We start from the raw sequence: 25,590 nt of genomic DNA, 5'->3' as shown, positions 1-25,590 counted from the left end.
AGCCGCGCAGACTTCGTCTGCCCTGATTAATAACCGTGCTGGATGGACTGTTGCGGGCAGGGGTGTCCTGCCTACATCGTCCCGGCGTCGTAGAACTCTGCGATCCCGTCGAGCCCCGGAAGGTGCGGCGACAGTTGGGGCAGGTCCTCCACTGAACTGATTCCCATCCGTTCGAGGAAATACGAGGTAGTCCGGTAAAGGATTGCGCCGGACTCGGGATCTGTTCCCGCGTCCTCGATCAGCCCGCGCTGGGCCAGCGTCCGTACGACAGAGTCAACATTGACCCCGCGAATTGCAGACACGCGCGCCCGGGAAACGGGCTGGCGGTACGCGATGACCGCCAGTGTTTCCAACGCCGCCTGGGTAAGCCTGGCAGTCTGCCCCTCAAGCACGTATTTGCCCACAATGTCGGCAAATTCCGTGCGGGAGTAGATGCGCCAGCCACCGGCGATGTTCCGCAATTCAAAACCCCGGGGACTGGAACCGATGCCAGCGCTGCTGGCACTCTCCACCTCCGGGGCTTTAACAGTATAGCCGTTATAATCGCGCTGCAGTTCTGCCAGCAGGGCGCGGACCGAGTCCACCGTCAGCCCCACCCCTGCCGCCAGCTCTTCTTCCGTTGCCGGCTCGTCCAAGACCATGAGGACGGCTTCCAGGGCAGCCTTGGCGCCACCGGGAAGGTCTGCGAATTCGGAACCGTGCTCGGCGACGTCCTCCCGTTGGGCCTGCTGTTGATGCGTTTCCTGCGACGGGTTCACAGTTGCTCCTCGAATTCTTCGCTTAGGTTTTCCGCCGACCAGTCCCGGCGGTCGGCCGTCCAGTGGACGGCAAGGTCCGCCAGCGGGGAGAGCTGGTCGAACGAGACAGCGCGGTCCCGGAACAACTCCAGCAGGGCCAGGAACCGGGCCACCACCACCAGCGTGGACTCCGCGTCGGCAATCAGTGAACGGAAGGTCAGCGGTGACTCCTGCTGGAGCCTGAGGCCCAGCACTTCGGCCTGCTCCTTGACGCTGACATTGCCGCCGTGCAGGTGGCCGAGGGCAACCTGCGGTGGCTGCGCCGGCACCTTCGGCCGAAGCGCGGCTTCTGCCAGTGCAGCGAACTGCCGGGGCGTATGTTTCCAGACGAGCTCGGGAAGCATGGCTGCGAAATGTTCCTCGAGCGCCACCTGCCGTGGAAAGCGGCGGCCCTCCTGGTGGAGGGTTTCACCCATGATGCCTGCCACCTGCTTGAAGGCCTTGTACTGTAGCAGCCGGGCAAACAGGAGGTCCCGCGCCTCCAGCAGGGCGATGTCCTCGTCGTCCTCGACTTCACCGGCCGGGAGGAGCCGCGCTGCCTTGAGGTCAAGCAGGGTGGCGGCAATCACCAGGAACTCGCTGGCCTCGTCCAGGGCCCATTCTTCACCGAGCTCCTGCAGCCTGCGGATGTACTTGATGAACTCATCAGTGACCGTGGCGATGGCAACTTCGGTGATGTCCAGCTGGTGCTTGGCGATCAGTCCCAGGAGGAGGTCGAACGGACCCGTGAAGTTGGCCAGCCGCACCTCGAAGCCGGGTTTGGATTCGGCCACGGCGTGGTTAGGGTGCGCCGCCGCGGGAGATCAGCTCCTTGGCGAGCCGGCGGTAGGCGTCAGCACCCACATGGTTTCCGGCGTAGCTGGTGATGGGCTCCGCAGCCACGGTGGCATCCGCGAACTTGATGGAGCGCTTGATCACGGTTTCAAAGACCTTGTCCCCGAACGCCTCCACCAGCCGGGTGATCACTTCGCGGCTGTGCAGCGTGCGTGCGTCGTACATGGTGGCCAGCACGCCGTCCACCTGCAGCCGCGGGTTCAGCCTGTCCTGGACCTTGTCGATGGTTTCAACGAGGAGGGCCACGGCGCGGAGCGCGAAGAACTCGCAGATGAGCGGGATGATGACGCCATGGGCCGCGGTGAGGGCGTTGACGGTCAGGAGGCCCAGGGACGGCTGGCAGTCGATGAGGACGACGTCGTAGTCGTCTTCGACCTTCTTCAGCGCACGGTCCAGGACCTGTTCGCGCGCCACCTCGTTCACCAGCTGCACTTCCGCCGCGGAGAGGTCGATGTTGGTAAGCAGCAGGTCGACGTTCTCGACGCCGGTCTGGTGGATGGCGTCGCGGATGTCCACCTTGCGGTCCATCAGGACGTTGTACACGGTGAGGTCGAGTTCGTGCGGGTTCACGCCCAGGCCCGCCGACAGCGCACCCTGGGGGTCGAAGTCCACCAGCAGGACACGCCGGCCGTATTCGGCGAGTGCCGCAGCCAGGTTAATGGTGGAGGTGGTCTTCCCGACGCCGCCCTTCTGGTTGACCATGGCGATGACGCGGGCCGGACCGTGGGAGGACAGCGGCGCGGGTTCCGGGAACTCGCGGTATGGGCGACCCGTGGGGCCCATCACCGCGTTTTCCAGGTCGAATTCCGTGCCCTCCAGAGTTGCTGAACCCTGTTCGCTGCTCACGTATCTGTCCACACTTTCGATGACGGTGATTTCCTGCCGCTGGCTGACCAGCGCCGTTCGTTCTGCTCCCTAGGTTACAGCGCCCGACACGGTATTCGACGGAACTTGACTTTCCGCGAATGTTGAGCCTTGACCCTCTAGCTGAGGTCGAAGGTTGAGCTGCAGGGCAACGCAAAACCGCCCCCGCAGCAGGGCTGCAGGGGCGGTTTTACGTATCCTTTGGGACAGAAGCTAGGCCTTGGCGGCCTCGCGTGCGCCTTCTTCCTTCGGTGCCATCTCGCCGTGGCCCGCGATCATGGTCTGCTCGTCGAAGGGGACTTCGCCGGAGAGGACGCGGGCAACCTGGCCGCCGTCGATCTCCTTGACCCAGGTGCCCACCAGGACCGTGGCCACGGCGTTGCCAGTGAAGTTGGTCAGGGCGCGGGCCTCGGACATGAACCGGTCGATTCCCACAATCATGCCCACGCCGCCCAGCAGCTCGGGACGGTGTGCCTGCAGGCCTGCTGCGAGGGTTGCCAGGCCGGCGCCGGTCACGCCGGCGGCACCCTTGGAGGCGATGATCATGAAGACCAGCAGGGAGATCTGGGCGCCGAGGTCAAGCGGGGTCCCCATGGCGTTGGCCACGAAGAGGGACGCCATGGTCAGGTAGATGGCCGTTCCGTCCAGGTTGAAGGAGTAGCCCGTGGGAACGGTGACGCCCACAACCGGCTTGGAAACGCCGAGGTGTTCCATCTTGGCGATCAGGCGGGGCAGTGCCGCTTCCGAGGAGGAGGTGGAGAAGATGATGAGGTACTCGCGGGCCAGGTACTTCATCAGCTTGAAGATGTTCACGCCGGCAACGACCTGGAGGAGGCCGCCCAGGATGACCACGATGAACAGTGCGCAGGTGATGTAGAAGGCGATCATCAGGGTGAACATGCTCACGATGGCCTGGACGCCGGTTGCACCGACGACGGCGGCGATGGCGCCGAAGGCACCAATCGGAGCGAGCCACATGATCATGATGAGGATGCGGAAGACGAGGCCCTGGGCGTGGCCGATGGCCTTGAGGATGGGGGTCCCCTGCGTGCCCATCTTCTGCAGGGCGAAGCCCACCAGGATGGCGGCCAGCAGGGTGGGCAGGACAGGGATGTCACCCGGGATGATGCCCATCAGGAAGTCCACGGTGCTGTCAGTGGCGGCCTTCTTGTTGGGGTCGTAGGGCGTCAGCTTCAGGCCTTCGCCGGGGTGGATGATGTTGCCCACTACCAGGCCGATGGCCAGCGCGAAGGTGGACATGATGATGAAGTAGCCCAGCGCGAGGCCGCCCACCTTGCCGACGGTGGCTGCCTTGGCGATGGATCCAATGCCCAGGACGATGGTGCAGAAGATGACCGGTGCGATCATCATCTTGATGAGCTTGACGAACCCGTCTCCCAGGGGCTTGAGGGACTTGCCCACCTCCGGGAAGAGCAGGCCAACCACCGCGCCGAGGACGACGGCGGCGATAACGGCAATGTAAAGGTAGTGGGACTTGTCCAGTCCCTTGCGCCGCGGCGTCGCGGTCTCGAGCGACTCTCCTCGTTGAGAAGCCATGATGTGTCTCCTTGTGGATATTCTGATAGACGCTGCGGCGCAGTCTCTGGGCTCAACACGTCCGTGCAATGTGATATCCATCATTGGGCACCCCGTGATCCAGCTCACCGTTGCGTTCATATTGGTCGCGGCACCCCCGGGGTTCTGAAGGAGGCAGGCATGATCCACCGCTGGAGTATCGCCCGCCGGCTCTTCCTGGCGAACCTGCTGATCGTCGTATCCTTCATCGCCATTGTGGGGACTGCGGCCTACGTGGACGCCCGGGACCGTACGTATGACGAAGCGGGGCGCCGCATGGAAGGAGTGGCTGCCTCCATCGCCGCCAATCCCCTGGTGCTCCAGGCCGCTGCCACGCCGGACCCGTCCGCCCTGCTGCAGCCTTACGCCAAGGACGTCACCAGCGCTGCCCACATCGATTTCATCACCATCATGGCTCCTGACCGGACCCGTTGGACGCATCCGCGGGACGAGGAACTGGGCCGCCCGTACATCGGCTCCATCGACGCTGCATTGCAGGGCCGGGCCTTCACCGAAGTCACCGCCGGCACCCTGGGCCCCTCGGTCCGGACCATCGTTCCTGTCAAGGACGCCCAAGGGACCGTGAAGGCGCTGGTGGCGGCGGGTGTAACCGTCCGCAGCGTGGACGTGGCCTTCACCGGCCGCCTGCCGGTCCTGCTCGCCGTCGGCATCGCCCTGCTGGTGGGCGGATCCCTTGCGTCGTGGCTGCTTGGCAGGTATCTGCGACGGGTGACGCGCGGCTGGGGGCCCGAACAGCTGGCGCAGTTGTTCACTTACTACGAATCAGTCCTGCACTCGGTGCGCGAAGGGCTGATCCTCATCGATGCCAAAAAGCGCGTGGTGATGTACAACGACCAGGCTGCCGAGCTGCTGGGCCTGGCCGAAACAGGCAGCAACGATCCCACGCGGCCCCCATCCCTGGCAGACCTCCCCCTGGACAGCGAGCTGCGCAGCCTGTTCGATTCGGGACGCACCACCAAGGACGAGATGGTGCTGACCGGCTCCCGCGTGCTGGTGGTCAACCAGGGGCCGGCCCGGGGCCCCGAGTCCCCCGGGTCGCGAGGGAAGGTCCCCGTGTACGGAACAGTGGCCACGCTCAGGGACCGGACGGAAATCGAGGCACTGGGCAACGAATTGCAGACCATGCGGACCCTTTCGGACGCGCTGCGGGCCCAGACCCACGAACACGCCAACCGGCTCCACACCATGGTCTCGCTCCTGGAGCTTGGCCGGACAGGCGAAGCCCTCGATTTCGCCACCCAGGACCTGGCCATGAGCCAGCAACTGACGGACGACATGGTGAGCTCGATTGATGAACCGGTGGTGGGCGCGCTGGTCATGGGCAAGGTGGCCGAGGCCCACGAGCGCGGCGTCCAACTGGATGTTTCCACCCTCGGATCCGGCGCCGCACCCGGGGTGGCCGTCCAGGACTTGGTGACTATCCTGGGCAACCTGCTGGACAACGCGATTGATGCTGCTGCCGACGCACCCCCTCCGCGGCGGGTGGTGCTGACGCTGGAGGCGGACGAGGAAGGACTGGACATGGCCGTCAACGATTCCGGGGCGGCCATCGACCCTGCGGACTCGGAAAAGATCTTCCGGCATGGATTCAGCACCAAGCCCGCGGGGATGGGGGGCCGGGGCATTGGACTGGCGCTGGTCCGGCAGGCTGTGCAGCGTTTGGGCGGTACGCTGGCCATTAACGGCCGGCGCGGCGCCAAGTTCGAAGTATTCCTGCCTGCGGCGTTGTCCGCGGATAAGGAGCACAGACAGTGAGCAACATCCGGGTCCTCGTCGTCGAAGACGAGGCCATCGCTTCCGCGGCCCATGCCGCGTACGTGGGGCGGCTGGAAGGGTTTGAGCTCGCGGGGACTGCACCCGATGGCCAGTCCGCCCTGCGGCTCCTCAATGAATTCGTGGCTGCGGGAGAGCCGGTGGAACTGGTCCTGCTGGATATGAACCTGCCCGACCTGCATGGCCTGGACATCGCCCGGCGCATGCGCTCCGCCGGGATCCTCGCGGACATCATCGCCATCACCGCCGTGCGCGAGCTGGCAATCGTCCGCAGCGCCGTCGCCATCGGCGTGGTCCAGTACCTGATCAAGCCCTTCACGTTCGCTACGTTCTCGGACAAGCTGGAAAACTACCGCCAGTTCCGGCAGCAGCTGGCGGGTTCCCACGGCGGTCCGGGCAAGGGGGGTGCCTCACAAAGCGAGGTGGACCAGGCTTTTGCGAGCCTCCGTGCGCCGTCCGAACTTCCGCTTCCCAAGGGCCTGTCCACCTCGACGCTCGGCTCGGTCCAGGAGTTCCTGCGCCGGCAGCCCGAGGCAGTGTCCGCCACCGAGGTCATGGATGCCCTGGGCATGTCCCGGGTAACTGCGCGGCGCTATCTGGAATACCTTGCCGACGCCGGCACCGTTTCCCGGACCGCCCGCTACGGCACCCCGGGGAGGCCGGAGAACGAGTACCGCTGGAACGCGCGCTGACGCGCCGGGATTAAACGTGCGGGGGTTGTACGTGCGAAGGCTGGACGCCCCGCCTTGACCGTCAGCGCGCTTCTGCCCCGCCCACCCGAAGGGCGCCGATCAGCTGGTCAATGACCCCGGGATCCTCAATGGTGGAGGGCACCGTGTACTCCTCGCCGTCTGCGATCTGGCGCATGGTCTTGCGGAGGATCTTCCCCGACCGGGTCTTGGGCAGCGCGTCCACCACCGTCACATGCTTGAAGTCCGCAACCGCACCAATGTCCCGCCGGACCAGTGCCACAAGATCCTTGGCCAGGACGTCTTCGGGGATGTCGACGCCGGATTTGAGCACCACGTAGCCGCTGGGGCGCTGGCCCTTGAGGGGGTCGGCGAGGCCGATCACGGCGCACTCGGCAACCGCCGGGTGCTGGCCGATCACCTGCTCCATGGCGCCGGTGGACAGCCGGTGTCCGGCAACATTGATGATGTCGTCGGTGCGGCCCATGACGAACAGGTACCCGTCCTCGTCGCGGTAGCCCGAATCGCCCGTTGCGTAGCACCCCTCGAAGGCTTGCAGGTAGGACGAGATGAAGCGTTCATCGTTTCCCCACAGGGTGGTGAGGGTGCCCGGCGGTAACGGCAGCTCCAGGACGATGTTGCCTTCGGTGCCGGGCTCCACTTCCCCGCCCGCGCCGTCGAGGATCCGCAGCCGGAACCCGGGCATCGGAACGCTCGGGGAGCCGGCTTTGATGGGCAATGGCTCCAGTCCACGCGGATTGGCGCAAATGGCCCAACCTGTCTCGGTCTGCCACCAGTGGTCCACCACGGGCACGCCCAAAACCCGGGATGCCCAATGGAACGTGTCCGTGTCCAGCCGCTCGCCGGCGGCGAACAGCGTCTGCAGGCTGGAGACGTCGTAGTTTTGCAGCAACGATGCCTCCGGATCGGCCTTGCGGATGGCCCGCAGTGCCGTGGGAGCGGTGAACAGCACGTTGACCTTATGGTCCTGGACCACGCGCCAGAACGCCCCGGCGTCGGGAGTGCCCACCGGCTTGCCCTCGTACATCACGGTGGTGGCTCCGGCCAGCAACGGACCATAAACGATGTATGAGTGCCCCACCACCCAGCCAACGTCGGACGCCGTCCACATCACGTCGCCGGGGCCGATGCCGTAAATGTTTTCCAGCGTCCAGCGCAGGGCGACGGCGTGCCCTCCGTTGTCCCGCACCACGCCCTTGGGCGCGCCCGTTGTTCCGGAGGTGTAGAGGATATACAGCGGGTCCGTGGCCTGCACGGCGACAGGGGCCACGGGGTCGGCCGAAGCCATGGCCGAATCCCAGTCCAGCCACCCAGCATGGTCCCCGGCCGCCGACGCGAAGCCGTCGCGCGCCTTGAACACCACGGGAATGCCGGGCGCGCCGGCCAGCCCGAGGGCCTCCGCGACCGCCGGCAGGTATTCGATGCGCCGGGCCGGCTCGATCCCGCCGGAGGCTGTGACCACGGCGGCGGGGGCGGCATCGCGGATGCGCGCGGCGAGCTCCTTGGGCGCGAAGCCGCCAAAGACCACCGAGTGGACCGCACCCAGCCGGGCAGTGGCCAGCATGGCGATGGCGGCTTCCGGGATCATGGGCATGTAGATCACCACGCGGTCGCCCTTGCCAACGCCGTGGCGCCGCAGCACGCCGGCAAAGCGGGCCACGAGGTCCGTCAGTTCCGCGTAGGTGTAGCGCTGCTGTGTACCCAGCATGGCGGAGTCATGGATGAGGGCATCCTGCCCTCCGCGGCCCTCGGCGACGTGCCGGTCCAGCGCGTTATAGCAGGTATTCAGGGCGCCGTCGGGGAACCAGCTGTAAAGCGGTGCCCGGCTGGAGTCCAGGGCCCGCCCCGGTGGAGAGGTCCAGGAAATCTTCTGCGCTGCCTCCAGCCAAAAATCTTCGGGCTGTTCGAGGCTGCGCTGGTAGCTGTCCCGGTAGCTTTTGGTGACCATGAGGGGTATCCCGTCCACGACGTTGTGATGCAGCTCATGGTAGCGGGCAGAGTGTGCCAGCCACAAGGGCTGTGTATACAAACTTTTGCTGAAGTCTAAAGGTTTGCGCGTTTTGCTGTTATCTACTCCCGCTTGTGTATACACTGATGCTGTCACTGAGGAAGGAGAGCAGCATGCGCGCCAGCGACAAGGCCTACGCGGCCCTGCGGGACGACATCATCGAATGGCGCCTCGCTCCCGGTACCGTCCTGGCCGAGGTGGAACAGTCCGAACGCCTTGGTGTGTCGCGCACGCCCCTCCGCGAAGCACTTGGCCGCCTGACGGCGGAAGGGCTGACGACGGCGGGCGGCCGCGGCGTCGTGGTCACCGACATCTCCCTCGAGGACATCGACGAACTGTTCGAACTGCGCGAAACCCTTGAGGGCAAGGCCGCCGCCCTGGCCGCCCGGCGCGGTGACGCTGCCACGTTCGAGCACCTGCAGCGCGAACTGCTCAATGCCCCCGCGCTGATCAGCGGCGGGGACCCCGCCCTGCATGACTATTACGAACTGGTGGGCAGGCTGGACACAGCCATCGACGCCGCCATCTCCAACTCCTACCTGGCCCAGGCCATGCGAAGCCTGCGCGTGCACCTGGTCCGGATCCGACGGCTCGCAGCGGACGACGCCCGCCGCCTCACCGCCGCAGCAGCCGAACACGCCGCCATCGCCGAGGCCATCGCGGCAGGCAACCCGAAGCTCGCCGAGGCGGCGACGATCGTCCACCTGCACCGAAGCCTCTCCCACGTCAAAGCAATCCACGCATCCCATCCGAAGGAGCACCATGGTTAAGGAACACCACGTCCGCGTCTACAAGAGCGAAGAGAACCTGCCCCGCGAGGACCAGCTCGCCTACAAGATCGCCCAGGTCGCCGCCGATCCCGTGGCCGTCTCCGACGAAGTCACTGACATGGTCATCAACCGCGTCATCGACAACGCCTCGGTGGCCATTGCTTCCCTTAACCGCGCCCCGATCGTCGCAGCCCGGGCCCAGGCGCTCACCCATGGTCCCAGCACCGGCGGCAAGGGCTCCAAGGTCTTCGGCATCGAGGAACGGGTTGCACCGGAATGGGCTGCCTGGGCCAACGGCGTGGCTGTACGGGAACTCGACTACCACGACACGTTCCTCGCCGCCGACTACTCCCACCCCGGTGACAACATTCCCCCGATCCTCGCCGTGGCCCAGCACGTTGGGGCCAGCGGGCACGCCCTCATCCGCGGCATCGCCACCGGCTATGAGATCCAGGTCAACCTGGTCAAGGCCATCTGCCTGCACAAGCACAAGATCGACCACGTAGCCCACTTGGGTCCCTCGGCCGCCGCCGGCATCGGCACCCTGCTGGGCCTCGACGTCGAGACCATTTTCCAGTCGGTCGGGCAGGCACTGCACACCACCACCGCAACCCGGCAGTCCCGCAAGGGCGAGATCTCCACCTGGAAGGCCCATGCCCCGGCGTTTGCCGGCAAGATGGCCATCGAGTCCGCGGACCGGGCCATGCGCGGCCAGACTTCACCCGTGCCGATCTACGAAGGCGAAGACGGCGTCATCGCCTGGATGCTTGACGGTCCGGACGCGTCCTACATGGTCCCGCTCCCCACTCCGGGCGAAGCCAAGCGTGCCATCCTGGACACATACACCAAGGAACACTCCGCCGAATACCAGGCGCAGGCCTGGATCGACCTGGCCCGCAAGCTCCACCGGGAACACCCCGAGGTGACCGACCCGGCCAACGTCGAATCCGTGCTGATCAAGACCAGCCACCACACCCACTACGTGATCGGCTCCGGCGCCAACGACCCCCAAAAGTACAGCCCCACCGCCAGCCGGGAAACCCTGGACCACTCCATCCCCTACATCTTCACGGTCGCCCTGCAGGACGGCGCCTGGCACCACGTGGACTCCTACGCCCCGGCCCGCGCCGCACGCCCGGACACCGTGGAGCTGTGGCACAAGGTCACCACGGTGGAGGATCCGGAATGGACCCGCCGCTACCACTCCCTCGACATTGCCGAGAAAGCCTTCGGCGGCTCCGTGGAAATCACGCTCAAGGACGGCACCGTCATCACCGACCAGATCGCCGTCGCCGACGCCCACCCCCTCGGCGCCCGCCCGTTCGCCCGCGAGCAGTACGTCAACAAGTTCCGCACCCTCGCCGCGGGGCTGGTGGAGGAAGCCGAGATCGAAAGGTTCCTGGCCGCCGTCGAACGCCTCCCCGAGCTCGCCGCCGGTGAGCTGGACCAGCTCAACATCACCGCCGCCCCCGGCGTCATCGACCTGGCGGCGGCACCGAAGGGACTCTTCTGATGCTGTATTCGAAGACCACCCCGGAGCAGAAGCGGATCCGGTTCCGGGAGCTGCTGTCCTCCGGGACCATCCAGCAGTTCCCGGGCGCATTCAACCCGCTGTCCGCCCGGCTGATCGAGGAGAAGGGCTTCGCCGGCGTCTACATCTCCGGCGCCGTCCTGGCCAACGACCTGGGCCTGCCGGACATCGGCCTGACCACGCTGACCGAGGTGGCCACCCGGGCGGGGCAGATCGCCCGCATGACGGACCTGCCCTCGATCGTCGACGCCGACACCGGCTTCGGTGAACCGATGAACGTGGCCCGCACCGTGCAGGAGCTGGAGAACGCCGGCCTGGCCGGATGCCACATCGAAGACCAGTTCAACCCCAAGCGCTGCGGCCATCTGGACGGCAAGAACGTGGTGGACCTGGACACCGCCACCAAGCGGATCAGGGCCGCCGCCGACGCCCGCCGCGACCCAAACTTCCTCATCATGGCCCGCACCGACATCCGGGCCACCGATGGGCTGGAGGCGGCGCAGCAGCGAGCCAAAGCCCTGGTTGAAGCCGGCGCGGATGCAATCTTCCCCGAGGCCATGAAGGACCTGGGCGAGTTCAAGGCCATCCGGGACGCGGTGGACGTGCCGATCCTGGCCAACATGACCGAGTTCGGCAAGAGCGCACTCTTCACCGTGGATGAACTTGCGGGCGTGGGCGTCAACATGGTCATCTACCCGGTGACGCTGCTCCGTAGTGCCATGGGCGCTGCTGAGCGTACTCTGGAATCGATCAAATCCGACGGCACCCAGGAGGCACAGGTTCCAAGCATGCTGACCCGTGCCCGGCTTTACGACCTCGTTGACTATGAGGCCTACAACCACTTTGACACCGGGGTGTTCAATTTCCGGATCCCCGGAAGCTGACATCCCGCCCGCACACCACGCCGGACGCCGGCATCTGCCGGACAAGGCCGTTGGAGCAAGGCCTTGGGAATACCGGCTTCAGGAACACAGGCTTTAGGAACAAAGGAGTTTCAGCATGGCTGAAAATGAGATCAAAAAGGGCCTCGCCGGCGTCGTGGTGGACTACACCGCCGTCTCCAAGGTCAACCCTGACACCAACTCCCTGCTCTACCGCGGCTACCCCGTCCAGGAACTGGCCGCCCGGTGCAGCTTTGAGGAAGTGGCCTACCTGCTATGGAACGGCGAACTGCCCACCAAAGAGCAGCTGGCGGAGTTCACCGCGCGGGAACGCGCCGGACGCGCCCTTGACCCGGTGGTCAAGCAGGTCATTGATGCCTTGCCGGTGACCTCGCACCCGATGGATGTCTGCCGGACCGCGGCCTCGGTGATGGGTGCCCGGCACCCGTTGGCCGAGGACTCCTCGCGGGAGGCCAACATGGCCAAAGCCGTGGACCTGTTCGCCGCCATGCCGGCCGTCGTGGCCTACGACCAGCGCCGCCGCCACGGCCAGGAGCTCGTGGAGCCGCGCGATGACCTGGGCTATTCGGCGAACTTCCTGTGGATGGCCTTCGGGGAGGAACAGGTGCCCGAGGTGGTGGAGGCCTTCAACGTCTCGATGATCCTCTATGCCGAGCACTCCTTCAACGCGTCCACCTTCACGGCCCGGGTGATCACCTCGACGCTGTCTGACCTGCATTCGGCAGTGACCGGAGCGATTGGGGCACTCAAGGGTCCATTGCATGGCGGCGCGAACGAAGCCGTGATGCACACCTTCGACGAGATCGGCATCCGGCAGGAAGAGTCCCTCGAGGAAGCAGCGGCACGGGCGAAGGCCTGGATGGAGGACGCCCTGGCGCAGAAGAAGAAGGTCATGGGGTTCGGCCACCGCGTCTACAAGCACGGCGATTCCCGGGTTCCCACCATGAAGGCGGCCCTGGACAAGATGATCGCCCACTACGGCCGTCCCGAGCTGCTGGGACTCTACAACGGCCTGGAAACGGCGATGGACGAGGCGAAGGCCATCAAGCCGAACCTGGACTACCCTGCCGGGCCCACGTACCACCTGATGGGCTTCGATACGCCCACGTTCACGCCCCTGTTCGTGGCCAGCCGGATCACTGGTTGGACCGCGCACATCATGGAGCAGCTGGACGCCAACTCGCTGATCCGGCCCCTGAGCGAATACAACGGGGTGGAGGAACGGCACCTGCCCTAGCGTTTGGCAGGAACGTGCGACGGCGGGGGGCACTTCGGTGCCTGACCCGCCGTCGGTTCTTAACAACCAGGAGTCTGCCTCATCAGCCCAGGAGGCTATGGGATGACGCGACGGTCTCGTTGTCGGTGTGCATGGTGACCACCACGTTCACCCTGCGGCCCTCCAGCACCACGGGCAGCCAGTGGTCCGCGTCCTGCCACATGCGGTCCACCGGCAGGGTGTCCACCCGGAACCACTCGGGCAGGATTTCGTCGCTGGGTTCCGGTTCGCCCTCCCAGGTACGGGCGGTGAACAGCGTGGTCTTCATGTTCCATTCCGGGCGGGCGGGAAAAAGGAAGTGGACCGATCCGGCATCTGCCAGGTCCTCCACCTGCAGCACCACCCCGGTCTCCTCAAGGACTTCCCTGATCACGGCCTCCGCGTCGGTCTCTCCCGGTTCCACATGGCCGCCGACGCCAACGATTTTGCCTTTGCCGAACCCGGTCTGCTTGAGTCCCAGGAGGACTTCGTCCCCGTTGTCCCCGTCACGGAGCAGGAAACAGAGGGTGACCTGGGAGGATTCCATGTGCACAACCCTATAGCTGCCGGCGGACCCTGAAGCTATCCGGCGGCCGGGCCGTCGCCAACCAGTTGCTGCCGGAGTTCCACCGGAAGCCCTTTGGAGGCAAAGTCGCGGTCCATCGCTTCCTGGGGCGTGAGGCCTTGATTGTTCAGTGCCTGGAACTCCCAGTTCAGGACGCTGGCAGTCTGCTGGCGGAACTCGCATAGGAACCGGCCGTCCTGCAGCTTCGCGATCTGGTACCAGGCGTTGCCGCCATCGAGCTGAAGGGCCTTGGCTCCCTCATCCGAGATGGAGAAGGCCAGCCAACCGCCGGCACAACCCAGGACGGAGTAGAGATGCTGTTGGTCTGCGGGAATCGGAAAGATGATGCGCTGCTGGTCGCTTCGCTGCAGGTCCACGTTGTCCATGGTGCAGGGCACACCGCCGGTGCTCAAGCCACCGGCCGCAGGGCTCCCTGATGGAGCCGCGGAGGATGACGCGGTGGCAGTGGGTTGTTCACTGGCAGACGGTGTGGCTGACGGGCTGGCCGGTGCAGGGTTCCCGGTTGCCTCCGGGGGTGCCAGGCCGGGCCCGGGCATGGGCCGCTGTGTCATGGCCCCGCCCACGTACACCGCGCCGGCCACCGCTGCGGCTGCCAGCACGGTCGCAGCAGTCGTCCGGACGGCTGTCCGTCCCCGCCGGTTGCCGCGTTCCGGTGCCCGCGCCGGACGGATGACTTCGGTTTCCCCAAAAGCCGCCAAGGCCTGGGCCGCATCGCCTGCGGCCACCTTATTCGGTGCCGACGGCCGGGGTTTGGCGGCCTTCATCAACTGCTCAATGCGGTCCATGGCTAGTCCTTCCGTTCGGTCATGAGATGTGCCGGTGCCGCCTTGGCGAAAGCCCGGCGTGCACGGTGCAGCCGTACGGCAGCAGTTGAGGGAGAACATTCAAGGGCCTGGCCGAGTTCGGGGAGGGTCAGGTCATCCCAGTAGCTGAGCATGAGGATCTCGCGGTCCCGTTCCCGAAGGCGGCCAAGGACCTCCGCTACCGCGGCCTGTTCCCCGGTTTCCTCCTGCAGGACGTTGCCGCGTGCCTCGTCCTGCAGCCGGTCAAGAAGTTCCTGGCGGCGGCGACGGCCCCTGTATTCATTACCGAGCACATGCCGGGCCGTGGCGAGCAGCCAGCCGATGCCGGGCGGCTCCGGAAGTTGTTTCTGCCAGGCAATGCGGAACACGTCGGCCGCCAACTCCTCGGCCCGGCCCGAGTCGCTGATGCGGCACGCGATGTACCGGTAGACCCGCCCCGAATGCTGGGAATGCAGATCGATGAATGCCTGCTCTTCCGCTGCCAACATAGTATTTCCCCCCGGACACTGGTGACTTCTTCTTGAAGACTAAGTGTCCCGGGCGGGGCTGGTTCTTACAGCAGCGGGAAAATTCGTTGTGCGGATCGCTGCGACCGTCAGGGCAGGACCCGGCTAGCCGAGCGCCCGTGGATGTGCCGCGGCGTAGATCTCGCGGAGTGTGTCGGCAGTGACCAGCGTGTACACCTGGGTGGTGGTCACCGACGCATGGCCCAGCAGCTCCTGCACCACGCGGACGTCGGCGCCGCCTTCGAGCAGGTGCGTGGCGAATGAATGCCGCAGCGTGTGCGGCGAAACATCGCGGGTGATGTTGGCCTTCTCCGCCGCCGCCTTCAGGATGGTCCAGGCACTCTGCCTGCTGATCCTGCCGCCCCGGGCATTGAGGAACAGCGCCGGCGTTCCCTTTCCCTTGGCGGCCAGCAACGGACGCCCGCGGACCAGGTAGGCATCCAAAGCCCGGGCCCCGTACGAGCCCAGCGGCACCAGCCGTTCCTTGGACCCCTTGCCGAACAGGCGGACAATGGCGGGCCCGGATTCCGGCGCGGCCAGGGAGATGTCGTCAACGTCCAGGCCCACCGCTTCGCTGATCCTGGCGCCGGTGGAATAGAGGAATTCCAGCAGGGCGCGGTCCCGCAGTCCCGTGGCGGTGTCAGTTCCCGCGGCTTCGAGGATGCGGGTCACCTCGTCAACGCTGATGGCTTTGGGCAGCCTCTTGCTTACCATCGGCGGGTGCACTTCGCTGGCGGGATCCGTGGGCGTGTACCCCTCCAGGGCCCAGAACTTGTGCAGGCCCCGGACGGCCACCACCGTCCGCGCCGCGGAGCGCACGCCCAGGGTGGAGCCGCCGTCGGATCCGTCCGAGAGGGCACGGACGTATCCCGTCACGTGATGCCGGGTGACATCGCCGGGACTGGTACAGCCGGCGGCGGCGAGGTACCGGGCGTAGCGGGCGAGGTCCCGCCGGTAGGCTGCCAGCGTGTTCACGGCAAGGCCCCGTTCCACGCCCACGTGCTGGAGATAGTCAGTGATTCCGCGGTCGATCGCGGCCGGTATTCCGGCCGGGACAGCGCCGGCCAAGGCAGCTCCGGCCGCTCCACCGTTTGCAGTGCCGGGGTTCGGAGCCGGTTCGACCTCCGGAGCCGCTTCAGCCGAGGGACCCGGAACCATCAGCGCTGGCTGGGGTGTGCGGGCCAGGGGGCGTCGGCTGGACGAAGTCCTTCATAGTTGCCGGCCCGGGCCGCAGCGGCGGCAAGGATCCCGACGACGGCGGACGGGTTGTGCAGGCGGCCTGCCAGGACAGAGGCCACGGCATCGTCCAGGCTGATCCAGTGGAACTCGATCTCCGCTTCCTCGTCCGTCCGCTCGTGGCGCTCGTGGTGAGGCACCTCGGTGAGGTCACGGGCCAGATAGATCCGGATGGCCTCGCTGGAGGATCCGGGGGAATTGAAGACATCGGCCAGGACATTCCATGTCCCGGCTGCCAGGTCCGCTTCCTCAGCGAGTTCCCGCGCCGCCCCCACCACGAAGTCTTCGCCTTCGACGTCCAGCAGGCCCGCGGGGACTTCCCAAAGGTCCATGCCCACGGGGTGCCGGTACTGCTTCAGCAGCAGGATCTGCCCTTCGCCATTCATGGGCAGGACGGCGACAGCGCCCGGGTGGTCGATGTAGTCGCGGGTGAGGGCGTCCCCGGACTCGGAGAGCTGGAAGGTGTCACTGACAACGTCCCAGATCCGGCCCTGGTAGACCTTCTCCGTAGACAAAAGACGGCGCGGGCTTGGTGCATCCGAAACCTGTTTGGCAGGGGTGGCTTCAGGTGTACCAGGCATCGCGCCGTCCTTTTTGTTCTATTGACTACTTAGCGGTAAGGGTACCTGATGCTGCAGGCTCCCCCGCCGCGGCCGCAGCCGTGTCGGCAGCGCCCTCATGGTAAGCACCCTGGTGGCCTGCACCCTGGTGGTCAAGGGCAGCCTTGACCAGTCCGGCGAACAGCGGGTGCGGGCGGGTGGGCCGCGAGCTCAGTTCGGGGTGCGCCTGCGTCGCCACGTAGTACGGGTGGACATCGACCGGCAGCTCAACGAATTCGACGAGCTTGCCGTCCGGGGAGGTGCCGGAGAAGACCAGGCCCTTTTCGGCAATCTGCTGGCGGTACTTGTTGTTGACCTCGTAGCGGTGCCGGTGGCGTTCGCTGACCGTGGTCTTGCCGTAGGTACCGGCGATGACCGAGCCCTCGTCCAGCTTGGCTTCGTAGAGGCCAAGGCGCATGGTGCCGCCCAGGTCGCCGCGGCCTTCAACGAACTCCAGCTGCTCCTCCATGGTGGCGATGACAGGGTACTTGGAATCCGGCTCGAACTCGCTGGAGGAGGCACCTTCCAGGCCAACCACGTTGCGGGCGTATTCGATGACCATGCACTGGAGGCCAAGGCACAGGCCCAGCACTGGCAGCTTGGTCTCGCGGGCGAACTTGAGGGCGCCCAGCTTGCCTTCGAGGCCACGGATACCGAACCCGCCCGGCACGCAGATGGCGTCCACGCCGTCGAGCGCCTTCATGGCACCCTCACGGGTCTCGCACTCGTCCGAGGGGACCCAACGGATCTTGACCTTGGCCTCGTTGGCGAAGCCGCCGGCACGCAGGGCTTCGGTCACCGAGAGGTAGGCGTCCGGAAGGTCGATGTACTTGCCCACCAATGCGATTTCGACCTGGTGCTTGGGGTTGTGGACGGCTTCCAGGAGACGGTCCCAGCTGGTCCAGTCCACGTCCTTGAACGGCAGGTCCAGGGCACGGACGATGTAGGAGTCCAGGCCCTGGGCGTGCAGGGTCTTGGGGATGTCGTAAATGCTGGGGGCGTCCGGGCAGCCGATGACGGCTTCGAGGTCGACGTCGCACATGCGGCCGATCTTGGCGCGCATGGCTTCGGGGATCTCGCGGTCGGAGCGGATGACGATGGCTTCGGGCTGGATACCGATGGAGCGCAGGGCCGCTACCGAGTGCTGGGTGGGCTTGGTTTTCAGTTCCTGAGAGGGTCCGATGTACGGGACCAGTGACACGTGGACGAAGAAGACGTTGCCGCGGCCCACGTCCTGGCGGACCTGGCGGGCCGATTCGAGGAACGGCTGGGATTCGATGTCGCCAACCGTGCCGCCGATTTCGGTGATGATGACGTCGGGGGCGTTCTTGCCTTCGGCAGGCAGCCGCATGCGGCGCTTGATCTCGTCCGTGATGTGCGGGATGACCTGGACGGTGTCACCCAGGTATTCGCCACGCCGTTCCTTGGCGATCACGGTGGAGTACACCTGGCCGGTGGTCACGTTCGCGGAACCTTCAAGGTTCTCGTCGAGGAAGCGCTCGTAGTGCCCGATGTCCAGGTCTGTTTCGGCGCCGTCGTCGGTGACGAAGACCTCACCGTGCTGGAAGGGGTTCATCGTGCCCGGATCCACGTTCAGGTAAGGATCGAGCTTCTGCATCGTGACGGACAGGCCGCGTGCCCGGAGCAGGTGACCGAGGCTGGAGGCCGTCAGTCCCTTACCGAGTGAGGACGCCACACCGCCGGTGACGAAGATGTGCTTGGTCATCTTGGAGGAGCCCGGGAACCGGGAATTTACACGGGAATTTGATCGCTGCACCACGGAATTCGAGCCTATCATCAATTGAGCCTTCCACGGATCGGGCCGAACCTGCACCCAAGCGTTCCAGTCTGCTGGGATGGGGCCACTGAATCAAGAGGCGTCCATCCGGATAGTCCAAAGCCAGCCCGCCCGCTCCCCCGCTTTTTGCCGCGTCAGGCCCGCTGTGGCAGGAGTTTGGCGTCGTCCAGCAGTTCCTGGGCGTGGGCCTGGGCGGACTCGGAGTCCTCCTGACCGGCCAGCATGCGGGCGAGCTCACGCACGCGTTCCGGCCCGTCAAGGAGGCGGACGTCACTGGAGGTGAAGCCGGTGGCCGTGCCGCCGTCGGCTCCCCTGACGGACGTTTTGGTCACGGTGATGTGCTGGTCGGCAAAGGCGGCCACCTGGGGAAGGTGCGTGACTACGAGCACCTGGACGTGGCGTGCCAGCATGGCCAGCCGGCGGCCGATCTCGACGGCGGCACGTCCGCCCACACCGGCGTCGACCTCGTCGAACACAAACGTGGGAACAGGGTCGACGGCGGCGAGCACCACCTCGATGGCAAGCATCACCCGGGACAATTCACCACCGGACGCGCCCTTGCCCAGGGGCCGGGCCGGGGCACCGGAGTGCGGCTGCAGCAGGAAGGTGATTTCGTCCGCGCCGTGGAGGCCCAGTTGCACGGAGGGCTCGAGGTTGATCACCAAGGTGGCGTCGGCCATGGCCAGGGCCTTCAGTTCGGCGCTTACCCGGGCAGAGAGGTCCTTGGCGGCCTTGGCCCGGATCTTGCTGATGGCCGCCGACTGCTTGGTCAGTTCTGCTTCGGCGCGGACCACCTCCGCGTCGAGGGCTTCGATGCGGGAGGAGTCGTCCTGCAGCTCGTCGTACCGGGCGCGGGCCTTTTCGGCCCACTCCAGCACTTCGTCGATGGTTGGGGCGTATTTGCGGACCAGCTTGGCCAGAGCTGCCCGCCGGTCCTCGATCTCGGCGAGCCGTTCCGGGCCCTCCGAGTCCAGGCCGGCCTGGTAACTGGCCAGTTCGGTGGCGATGTCATTGAGCAGGAAGCCCACTTCCGCCAGCCGCGCGGCGGCGGAACCGAGTTCGGCGTCGTGCTCGGCCACATGCTCCAGGGTGCGTTTGGCGGAATCCACCAGGGTGGTGGCGTCACCGGTCTCGCCGAAGTCCTCGGCGATGAGGGCCTGGTGTGCCGTGCTGGCGGCAATCCGCAGTTCCTCCACGTTGGCGAGCTTGACGGCCTCGGCCTTCAAAAGCTCGTCCTCCCCCGGCTGCGGATCCACCTCGTCGATTTCGGCCAGGGCCGCCTCCAGGGATTCGGCTTCGCGGAGCCGGTCCCGTGCGGCGCTCTGCAGGCTGTCCAGTTCTGCCTGGCTGGCCTTCCACCTGTTGTACAGCTCCTGGTACGCGGACAGCGGTCCGGCCAGGCTGTCCCCGGCGAACTTGTCCAGGGCTTCCCGCTGGGCCGTGGCGCTTTTGAGCCTGATCTGGTCCGACTGGCCGTGCACCACCACCAGCGACTCGCCGATCTCGGCCAGGACGCCCACCGGCGCAGCGCGCCCACCGAGGAACGCACGGCTGCGGCCGTCCGCACCCAGGCGGCGGGCCAGGATGAGCTCAGCGCCGCCGTCGAACTCCTCGGCTTCGGCACCGGCATCAAGCGCACGGGCGATGGCCGGATGTCCGGCGTCAAGCTTGAGCACCGCTTCCGCGGTGGCACTTTTCGCCCCGCTACGGACTGCACCGGCATCCGAACGCGCTCCCAGCAGCAGTCCGACGGCGGTGACCACCATGGTCTTGCCCGCACCGGTTTCACCGGTTACCACGCTCAGTCCAGGGCCGAGCGGCAGCGTTGCGTCGGTGATGACGCCCAGATCGCGGATTCTCAGTTCTTCAAGCATGGCTTCACTTCGCAGTCGACGGATCGGGATCGCTGCCAGGATTCTCCGCATGCGGTACCGGCAGCGGCGGCATGGGCCGTGGCGTCCGCACGATGGGGATGGGACCGGTGTGCACGGCATCGGACTTGGGCACCGGGCCGCGCCAGCCGTGGATGGGCAGCTCGAACTTGCGGACCAGGCGGGCCGAGAAGGGGGTCTGATGGGTGCGGGCCAGGCGGACCGGGGTGGCCGATTTGGTGACTTCCACGCGGGCGCCGGGCGGCAGGTCCACCGAGCGCCGGCCATCGCACCACAGGACCCCCTGGGCGTCGGTCCGCCCCAGCACCTCAACAGCGAGCCTGGACCGGGGCGATACGACCAGGGGCTTGGCGAAGAGCGCATGCGCGCTGATGGGCACGATCACCAGCGCCTCCACCTCCGGCCACACCACGGGGCCACCGGCGGAGAATGCGTAGGCCGTGGAGCCCGTGGGGGTGGCCAGCACGATGCCGTCGGAGCCGAAGGACGTCAGCGGGCGCTCGTCCACCTCGGTCACGACTTCCAGCATCCGTTCGCGGTTGGCTTTCTCGATGGCGGCCTCGTTTAAAGCCCAGGTGTGCCAAATCTTCTGGCCGCGGACCCAGACCTGGACATCGATGGTCATCCGCTCTTCAACGATGTACTCACGGCTGGCGATCCACTCCACCGTCTGGGCAAGGTCTGCCCGCTCGCTCTCTGCCAGGAAGCCCACATGGCCCAGGTTGACGCCCAGCAGCGGCACGTCCACCTCGCGGACCAGCTCAGCGGCCCGGAGGATGGTTCCGTCGCCGCCAAGGACCATGACCAGTTCCACATCGGGCAGCTGGACATGGTCGTGGAGCACCTCCACCGGCTGGGCCAGGTGCCCGAAGAAGCGTTCCATGTCGCCCAGTTCGGACTCCTGCATCACGGGGACCATGCCTGAAGCATGCAGCAGGGCGCAGGCTTCCCAGGCGGCCTTCAGTGACTCCTCGCGGCCGGTGTGGGCAAGGACCAGTACACGCCTGCTCATCAGGTTCCGCTCTCTAGTGGTTCGGCCAGATTTGTCCGAGCAAAGCAGCAGCTGCTGCCTCACGCTCTTCGATCTTAGGCAACTCTTGGGTGATCCTGCGTTTTATCCACAGGAAGTATTCGACGTTTCCGTCCTGTCCGGGCAGCGGACTGGCCGCCAGGCTGCACAGGTCCAGGCCGGCGTCGAGCGCTGCCCTGGCCACCTTCTCCACCGCCATCCGCCGCTCGCGCTCCGACGTGACGACGCCGGTGCGGCCCAGGCGGTCCTTGCCGATCTCGAACTGTGGCTTGACCATCAGCACCAGGTCGCCGCCGGGCTCGGTGCAGTCAGCCAGCGGCTGCACCACGAGGGTGAGGGAGATGAAGGAGAGGTCCGCGACGGTCAGGGCGGCCGGGCCGCCGATGTCCGCGGGCGCCATGTACCGGACGTTCATGCCCTCGTGGACCTCCACGCGGGGGTCGTCCCGGAGGTGCGGCACCAGTTGGCCGTGCCCGACGTCGACCGCCACCACCTGTGCGGCCCCCCGCCTCAGCAGGACGTCCGTGAACCCGCCGGTGGAGGCACCGGCGTCGAGGCACCTTTTGCCTTGGGCCGATACGTCCGGGAACGCGTCCAGAGCGCCGGCCAGCTTGTGCCCCGCACGGCTGGCGTAGGTGTCCCGGTCATCGTGTTCGACCGCCAGGTCCCGGCTGTCATCAACCTGCAGGGAGGCCTTGGAAAGGACTTGGCCGCCGGAAGTGACCTTGCCCTCGGCGATCAGCGAGGCTGCGTGCGTCCGCGACCTGGCCAGTCCGCGGGCCACCAATGCCTGGTCGAGGCGGACCGGCATCAGGCGGCCCCGCGGCTTTTTCGCTGCTTGTGGGTTCGCTGTCTGTCGGTTCGCTGTTGAGGGCCGCCAGCAGTTCATCGTGCAGCATGTTGTACACGGTTTCGTGCTCCGCTGCCGGCAGCCCGGGCAGGTCGAAAAGCCTGGCGATGGCCTGTGCCACCTGCGGATCCCTGATGTCCTGCCCGGGGGCCTGCGGCCACTCCGGGGCCGGCTGGGCTGTCGGATGGTCCGGTTCGGTCAGCTCGGTCATTGAACCAGTCTAGTGATCCAGCCACACCAGCTTGGGCGCCTGCGGGGCTGAGGCGTCAGGCGTCATGGCCCACCATGCCGCGCATGCCGCGCGCCAGGAGTTGAGGTCGTCCTGGCTGCCGATGATGCCCACTGCTCCGTTCGCCACGCGCGCTGTCGACCGCCCGCACGTGTAGGTGCCGTCGTCGTGCATTATCTCCGGGTACGGCCGGTGCAGGTCCGTAAGGTTTTCGATGATGTAAGCGGGACGTTCCGGGGCGCGGGCCGCCAGGATGGTCTCGCGCGTGTCGACGCCGGTCAGGACAGCCACGGTGGCGAAGCCGGCATTATTGCCGCCCAGGATGTCCGTATCCAGCCGGTCGCCCACCACCAGGGGGCGCCCGGCGCCAAGCCGCTTGGCGGCCGAATGGAAAAGCGGCGCTTCCGGCTTACCCGCGACTTTCGGCTGCTGCCCGGTGGCCGCAGCCACTGCAGCCACCAGGGTGCCGTTTCCGGGGGCGATGCCGCGCGCCTGGGGAATGGACATGTCTGTGTTTGTAGCTACCCAGAGAGCACCGGCGTTCACCACGTAGGTGGCTTCCGCCAGGTCCTTCCAGCCAATGGCCGGGCTGAAACCCTGGACCACGGCGACCGGATCCTCGTCCTGGCCGGCCACCGGCACCAGGCCTGCCAGCTCAATTTCGCGGGCGAGGGCCGGGCTGCCGGTGATGAGGATCCTTGACCCCGGCGCCAGCATCGAGGCGAGCAGCTCGGCCGCCGCCTGGGACGAACTGACCACCTGGTTGTCCTCCGCCGGCGCTCCAAGCTCACGGAGATGCGCTGCCACTTCCGCCGGTGATCGGGAGGCGTTGTTGGTGACATAGCCCAGGCCAATGCCCAGCCCGGAAAGCTGCTTCAGCGACTCAACAGCTCCGGGAATGGCGTGGGGCCCGGCGTAGACCACGCCGTCCAGGTCGGCGAGGAGTGCGTCGAAGCGGGAAACCAGGGAAACATCGCTCATCTGTGTTCAGTCTTCCCGGCGGTCTTCGTCGTGCTCGATGCCTGCGTTGTCCCGGGCAGCGGCAACGTCCGCGTCGTCGGCGGCCACGGAGTCGTCAGCATCGGCGTCGTCGGCGGCCACGGAGTCGAGCTCGTCGTGTTCCACCGAGTCCTGGTCCGATTCTGCGTCGTCGGAAACGAAGTAGTCGGCATCCTGGTCGTCGATGCTGCTGTCCTGCGAGGACTTCGCCTCGGCTGCGCGGGCGCTCCCGGCAGTTGCCTCCGTGGGACCTGCTGCGGGCGTTTCGGCCCCAGCGCCCGTGGAGGCGCGGTCCAGCATCCGGCGGCGTTCTGCCTCTTCCCGGGCTTCCTCTTCCTCGTCCCAGCCGAGGTCGATGATTTCGGGTTCCTCGTCGGCGCCCAGGCCCAGGGCATTTTCTGCCACGACGGCCTGACGGCTCCACTTCTGCGACTCGTCTTCGCGTCCCACCGCAGCCAGCGCGTCGGCGTAGGCGCGGAAGAGGCGCGGGCTGTATGAGAACGCGCGGTTCATGTCCAGCTGCGGGATTTCAAGTTCGGCTACTGCCGCGTCCAGCTGGCCCAGGTCGGTGCGTGCACCGGCCGCGACGATTGCCAGTTCCACCTTGCCGGGGGCATCCAGGTCCTGGGCTTCCTCCGAGCGGGCCACATCCAGGGCGCGGTCGGGGCGTCCCAGGCCACGCTCGCAGTCCGCCATGATGGGGAGGTGGACGTTGGAACCACTGATACGGCGGAAGGTGCGGAACTCGCGCAGCGCCTCACCGTAGTGCCCGGCGGCGTAGGCAGTCAGGCCAACGGCTTCACGGACAGCGGCGAGCCGGCCGCCGCGGCGGCTGGCTGCCAGGGCGTGCTGGAAGGCAAGCTCCGGCTCGTCATCGATGAGGCGGCTTACCATCACCAGGTGGCGGGCCACCCATTCCGAGCTCTTGGCTTCGAGGGTCTTGATTTGGTGCTGGGTGGCGCGGTCCAGTTCTTTACCCGTAACGTCTTCATCGATTTCGGGTGAGCGTTCCCGGTCCGGGCGGTTGGCGCTGCGGAGGTCAGCGGCGTTGGGCACGCGGACAGGACGGTCTTCCTGGCGGTCGCGGCCAAAGCTGCGGGGGCCGGCGCCACGGGCGGACTCGGCGCGGGAGTCACCGCGGTCGAAGCTGCGGGGTGCCCGGTCCTGCCGGTCCCCGAACGGCTTGCGGTTATCGCCGCCACCAAAACCACGGCGGTCACCTTCGCCGTCGCGGCGCGGACGGTCATTAAACGGCTTGCGGTCACGGTCACCGAACTGGCGACGCTCGCCTTCGCCGTCGCGGCGCGGACGGTCATTAAACGGCTTGCGGTCGCGGTCACCGCCTGCAAAACCACGGCGGTCACCCTCACCCTCGCGACGGGGACGGTCGCCAAAGGGCTTACGGTCACGGTCACCGCCCGCAAAACCACGGCGGTCACCCTCACCCTCGCGACGGGGACGGTCGCCAAAGGGCTTACGGTCACGGTCACCGCCCGCAAAACCACGGCGGTCACCCTCACCCTCGCGACGGGGACGGTCACCGAAAGGCTTACGGTCACGATCACCAAACTGGCTACGGTCGCCTTCACCGTCGCGGCGCGGACGGTCGCCAAACGGCTTACGGTCACGGTCACCGAACGGCTTACGGTCACGGTCACCGAACGGCTTACGCTCGCCACCGCCAGCAGAGCCGCTAAAACCGCGGCGGTCGCCCTCGCCATCGCGGCGGGGACGGTCACCAAACGGCTTGCGCTCACGATCACCAAACGGCTTACGCTCGCCACCGCCGGCAGAGCCACCGCGGGAGAAGTTGTTGCCATCGCGGTCGGACCGGGACCGGAATCCGCGGGGCTCACCGCCGGAGTTGTTGTTGCCGCGGAACGCGCCCCGGTCGTTGCCGCGGTTGCCACCGTTATGCTCGGCCATGTGGATTCCTCCTGTTGTGAGCCGACCACTGGCACAACTGCAGCCGCTCGTTTCGTTTCCTACGCAACCCGAAATCAAGCGCTTCGAAGTCCGTAC

The 25,590-nt window shown here is 66.6% G+C and carries 22 protein-coding genes; 6 read left to right on the top strand and 16 right to left on the bottom strand.

The window, feature by feature from the left end:
• Positions 1 to 71: 71 nt before the first annotated feature.
• The 4 genes from NMQ03_RS07865 to NMQ03_RS07850 all read right to left on the bottom strand — a co-directional run bounded on the left by NMQ03_RS07865 (position 72) and on the right by NMQ03_RS07850 (position 4,052).
• On the bottom strand, positions 72 to 758 hold the full coding sequence (locus NMQ03_RS07865) for an SMC-Scp complex subunit ScpB (protein ID WP_255175107.1): 687 nt from the start codon (positions 756 to 758) through the stop codon (positions 72 to 74).
• Complete coding sequence (locus NMQ03_RS07860) at positions 755 to 1,570, bottom strand: ScpA family protein (protein WP_255175106.1); 816 nt, start codon at positions 1,568 to 1,570, stop codon at positions 755 to 757. Before NMQ03_RS07860 ends, NMQ03_RS07865 begins: the two co-directional genes overlap by 4 nt.
• A 7-nt stretch (positions 1,571 to 1,577) precedes the next feature.
• On the bottom strand, positions 1,578 to 2,477 hold the full coding sequence (locus NMQ03_RS07855) for a ParA family protein (protein WP_255175105.1): 900 nt from the start codon (positions 2,475 to 2,477) through the stop codon (positions 1,578 to 1,580).
• A gap of 231 nt (positions 2,478 to 2,708) precedes the next feature.
• Positions 2,709 to 4,052 carry a cation:dicarboxylate symporter family transporter gene (locus NMQ03_RS07850; protein ID WP_255175104.1) on the bottom strand — a complete coding sequence of 448 codons (1,344 nt, stop codon included), beginning with the start codon at positions 4,050 to 4,052 and terminating at the stop codon, positions 2,709 to 2,711.
• Positions 4,053 to 4,211: 159 nt separating this feature from the next.
• On the opposite strand from NMQ03_RS07850, the gene NMQ03_RS07845 reads away from it, so the two are divergent.
• Positions 4,212 to 5,846 carry a sensor histidine kinase gene (locus tag NMQ03_RS07845; protein ID WP_255175103.1) on the top strand — a complete coding sequence of 545 codons (1,635 nt, stop codon included), beginning with the start codon at positions 4,212 to 4,214 and terminating at the stop codon, positions 5,844 to 5,846.
• On the top strand, positions 5,843 to 6,556 hold the full coding sequence (locus NMQ03_RS07840) for a response regulator (protein ID WP_255175102.1): 714 nt from the start codon (positions 5,843 to 5,845) through the stop codon (positions 6,554 to 6,556). The genes NMQ03_RS07845 and NMQ03_RS07840 overlap by 4 nt, the downstream gene beginning before the upstream one ends.
• A gap of 61 nt (positions 6,557 to 6,617) precedes the next feature.
• Here the strand turns inward: NMQ03_RS07840 and NMQ03_RS07835 are convergent, their stop codons facing one another.
• On the bottom strand, positions 6,618 to 8,522 hold the full coding sequence (locus NMQ03_RS07835) for a propionyl-CoA synthetase (protein ID WP_255175560.1): 1,905 nt from the start codon (positions 8,520 to 8,522) through the stop codon (positions 6,618 to 6,620).
• Between the two features lie 173 nt (positions 8,523 to 8,695).
• Between NMQ03_RS07835 and NMQ03_RS07830 the strand changes: the two genes are divergently transcribed.
• The 4 genes from NMQ03_RS07830 (at position 8,696) to NMQ03_RS07815 (ending at position 13,022) form a co-directional block, all read left to right on the top strand.
• Positions 8,696 to 9,352, top strand: coding sequence for a GntR family transcriptional regulator (locus tag NMQ03_RS07830; protein ID WP_255175101.1), 657 nt, complete (start codon positions 8,696 to 8,698; stop codon positions 9,350 to 9,352).
• Complete coding sequence (locus tag NMQ03_RS07825) at positions 9,345 to 10,865, top strand: MmgE/PrpD family protein (protein ID WP_255175100.1); 1,521 nt, start codon at positions 9,345 to 9,347, stop codon at positions 10,863 to 10,865. Before NMQ03_RS07830 ends, NMQ03_RS07825 begins: the two co-directional genes overlap by 8 nt.
• Complete coding sequence (gene prpB / locus NMQ03_RS07820) at positions 10,865 to 11,767, top strand: methylisocitrate lyase (RefSeq protein WP_255175099.1); 903 nt, start codon at positions 10,865 to 10,867, stop codon at positions 11,765 to 11,767. The genes NMQ03_RS07825 and prpB overlap by 1 nt, the downstream gene beginning before the upstream one ends.
• Before the next feature lie 115 nt (positions 11,768 to 11,882).
• Entirely contained in the window at positions 11,883 to 13,022 is a 1,140-nt protein-coding gene (locus NMQ03_RS07815) for a bifunctional 2-methylcitrate synthase/citrate synthase (RefSeq protein WP_255175098.1), read from the top strand.
• Between the two features lie 82 nt (positions 13,023 to 13,104).
• On the opposite strand, the gene NMQ03_RS07810 is transcribed toward NMQ03_RS07815, so the two are convergent.
• The 11 genes from NMQ03_RS07810 to NMQ03_RS07760 form a co-directional block, all read right to left on the bottom strand.
• Entirely contained in the window at positions 13,105 to 13,587 is a 483-nt protein-coding gene (locus NMQ03_RS07810; RefSeq protein ID WP_255175097.1) for an 8-oxo-dGTP diphosphatase, read from the bottom strand.
• Positions 13,588 to 13,622: 35 nt separating this feature from the next.
• Positions 13,623 to 14,411, bottom strand: coding sequence for a hypothetical protein (locus tag NMQ03_RS07805; RefSeq protein WP_255175096.1), 789 nt, complete (start codon positions 14,409 to 14,411; stop codon positions 13,623 to 13,625).
• A 2-nt stretch (positions 14,412 to 14,413) separates the two neighbouring features.
• Positions 14,414 to 14,917 (bottom strand): RNA polymerase sigma factor, encoded by a 504-nt coding sequence (locus tag NMQ03_RS07800; protein ID WP_255175095.1) that lies wholly within the window; start codon positions 14,915 to 14,917, stop codon positions 14,414 to 14,416.
• A 123-nt stretch (positions 14,918 to 15,040) separates the two neighbouring features.
• Positions 15,041 to 16,093 carry a site-specific tyrosine recombinase XerD gene (gene xerD, locus NMQ03_RS07795; RefSeq protein WP_255175094.1) on the bottom strand — a complete coding sequence of 351 codons (1,053 nt, stop codon included), beginning with the start codon at positions 16,091 to 16,093 and terminating at the stop codon, positions 15,041 to 15,043.
• Complete coding sequence (locus NMQ03_RS07790) at positions 16,093 to 16,752, bottom strand: NUDIX hydrolase (protein WP_159632281.1); 660 nt, start codon at positions 16,750 to 16,752, stop codon at positions 16,093 to 16,095. The genes xerD and NMQ03_RS07790 overlap by 1 nt, the downstream gene beginning before the upstream one ends.
• A gap of 25 nt (positions 16,753 to 16,777) precedes the next feature.
• On the bottom strand, positions 16,778 to 18,568 hold the full coding sequence (locus NMQ03_RS07785) for a CTP synthase (RefSeq protein WP_303695094.1): 1,791 nt from the start codon (positions 18,566 to 18,568) through the stop codon (positions 16,778 to 16,780).
• A gap of 134 nt (positions 18,569 to 18,702) precedes the next feature.
• The gene (gene recN / locus NMQ03_RS07780; protein WP_255175092.1) at positions 18,703 to 20,442 is read right to left on the bottom strand and encodes a DNA repair protein RecN; all 1,740 of its coding nucleotides are present in this window, start codon (positions 20,440 to 20,442) and stop codon (positions 18,703 to 18,705) included.
• 4 nt (positions 20,443 to 20,446) lie between these two features.
• Positions 20,447 to 21,472 (bottom strand): NAD kinase, encoded by a 1,026-nt coding sequence (locus tag NMQ03_RS07775; protein ID WP_255175091.1) that lies wholly within the window; start codon positions 21,470 to 21,472, stop codon positions 20,447 to 20,449.
• A gap of 13 nt (positions 21,473 to 21,485) precedes the next feature.
• On the bottom strand, positions 21,486 to 22,301 hold the full coding sequence (locus NMQ03_RS07770; protein WP_255175090.1) for a TlyA family RNA methyltransferase: 816 nt from the start codon (positions 22,299 to 22,301) through the stop codon (positions 21,486 to 21,488).
• Between the two features lie 259 nt (positions 22,302 to 22,560).
• Positions 22,561 to 23,550 carry an HAD-IIA family hydrolase gene (locus NMQ03_RS07765; protein WP_255175089.1) on the bottom strand — a complete coding sequence of 330 codons (990 nt, stop codon included), beginning with the start codon at positions 23,548 to 23,550 and terminating at the stop codon, positions 22,561 to 22,563.
• A 6-nt stretch (positions 23,551 to 23,556) separates the two neighbouring features.
• On the bottom strand, positions 23,557 to 25,494 hold the full coding sequence (locus NMQ03_RS07760) for a hypothetical protein (protein WP_255175088.1): 1,938 nt from the start codon (positions 25,492 to 25,494) through the stop codon (positions 23,557 to 23,559).
• Between the last annotated feature and the right edge of the window lie 96 nt (positions 25,495 to 25,590).

The sequence above is a fragment of the Arthrobacter sp. DNA4 genome, from assembly GCF_024362385.1.
Lineage (GTDB): Bacteria > Actinomycetota > Actinomycetes > Actinomycetales > Micrococcaceae > Arthrobacter.
The sequence above is the reverse complement of the archived record's forward strand: the minus strand, read 5'-3'. Positions and strand labels throughout refer to the sequence as shown.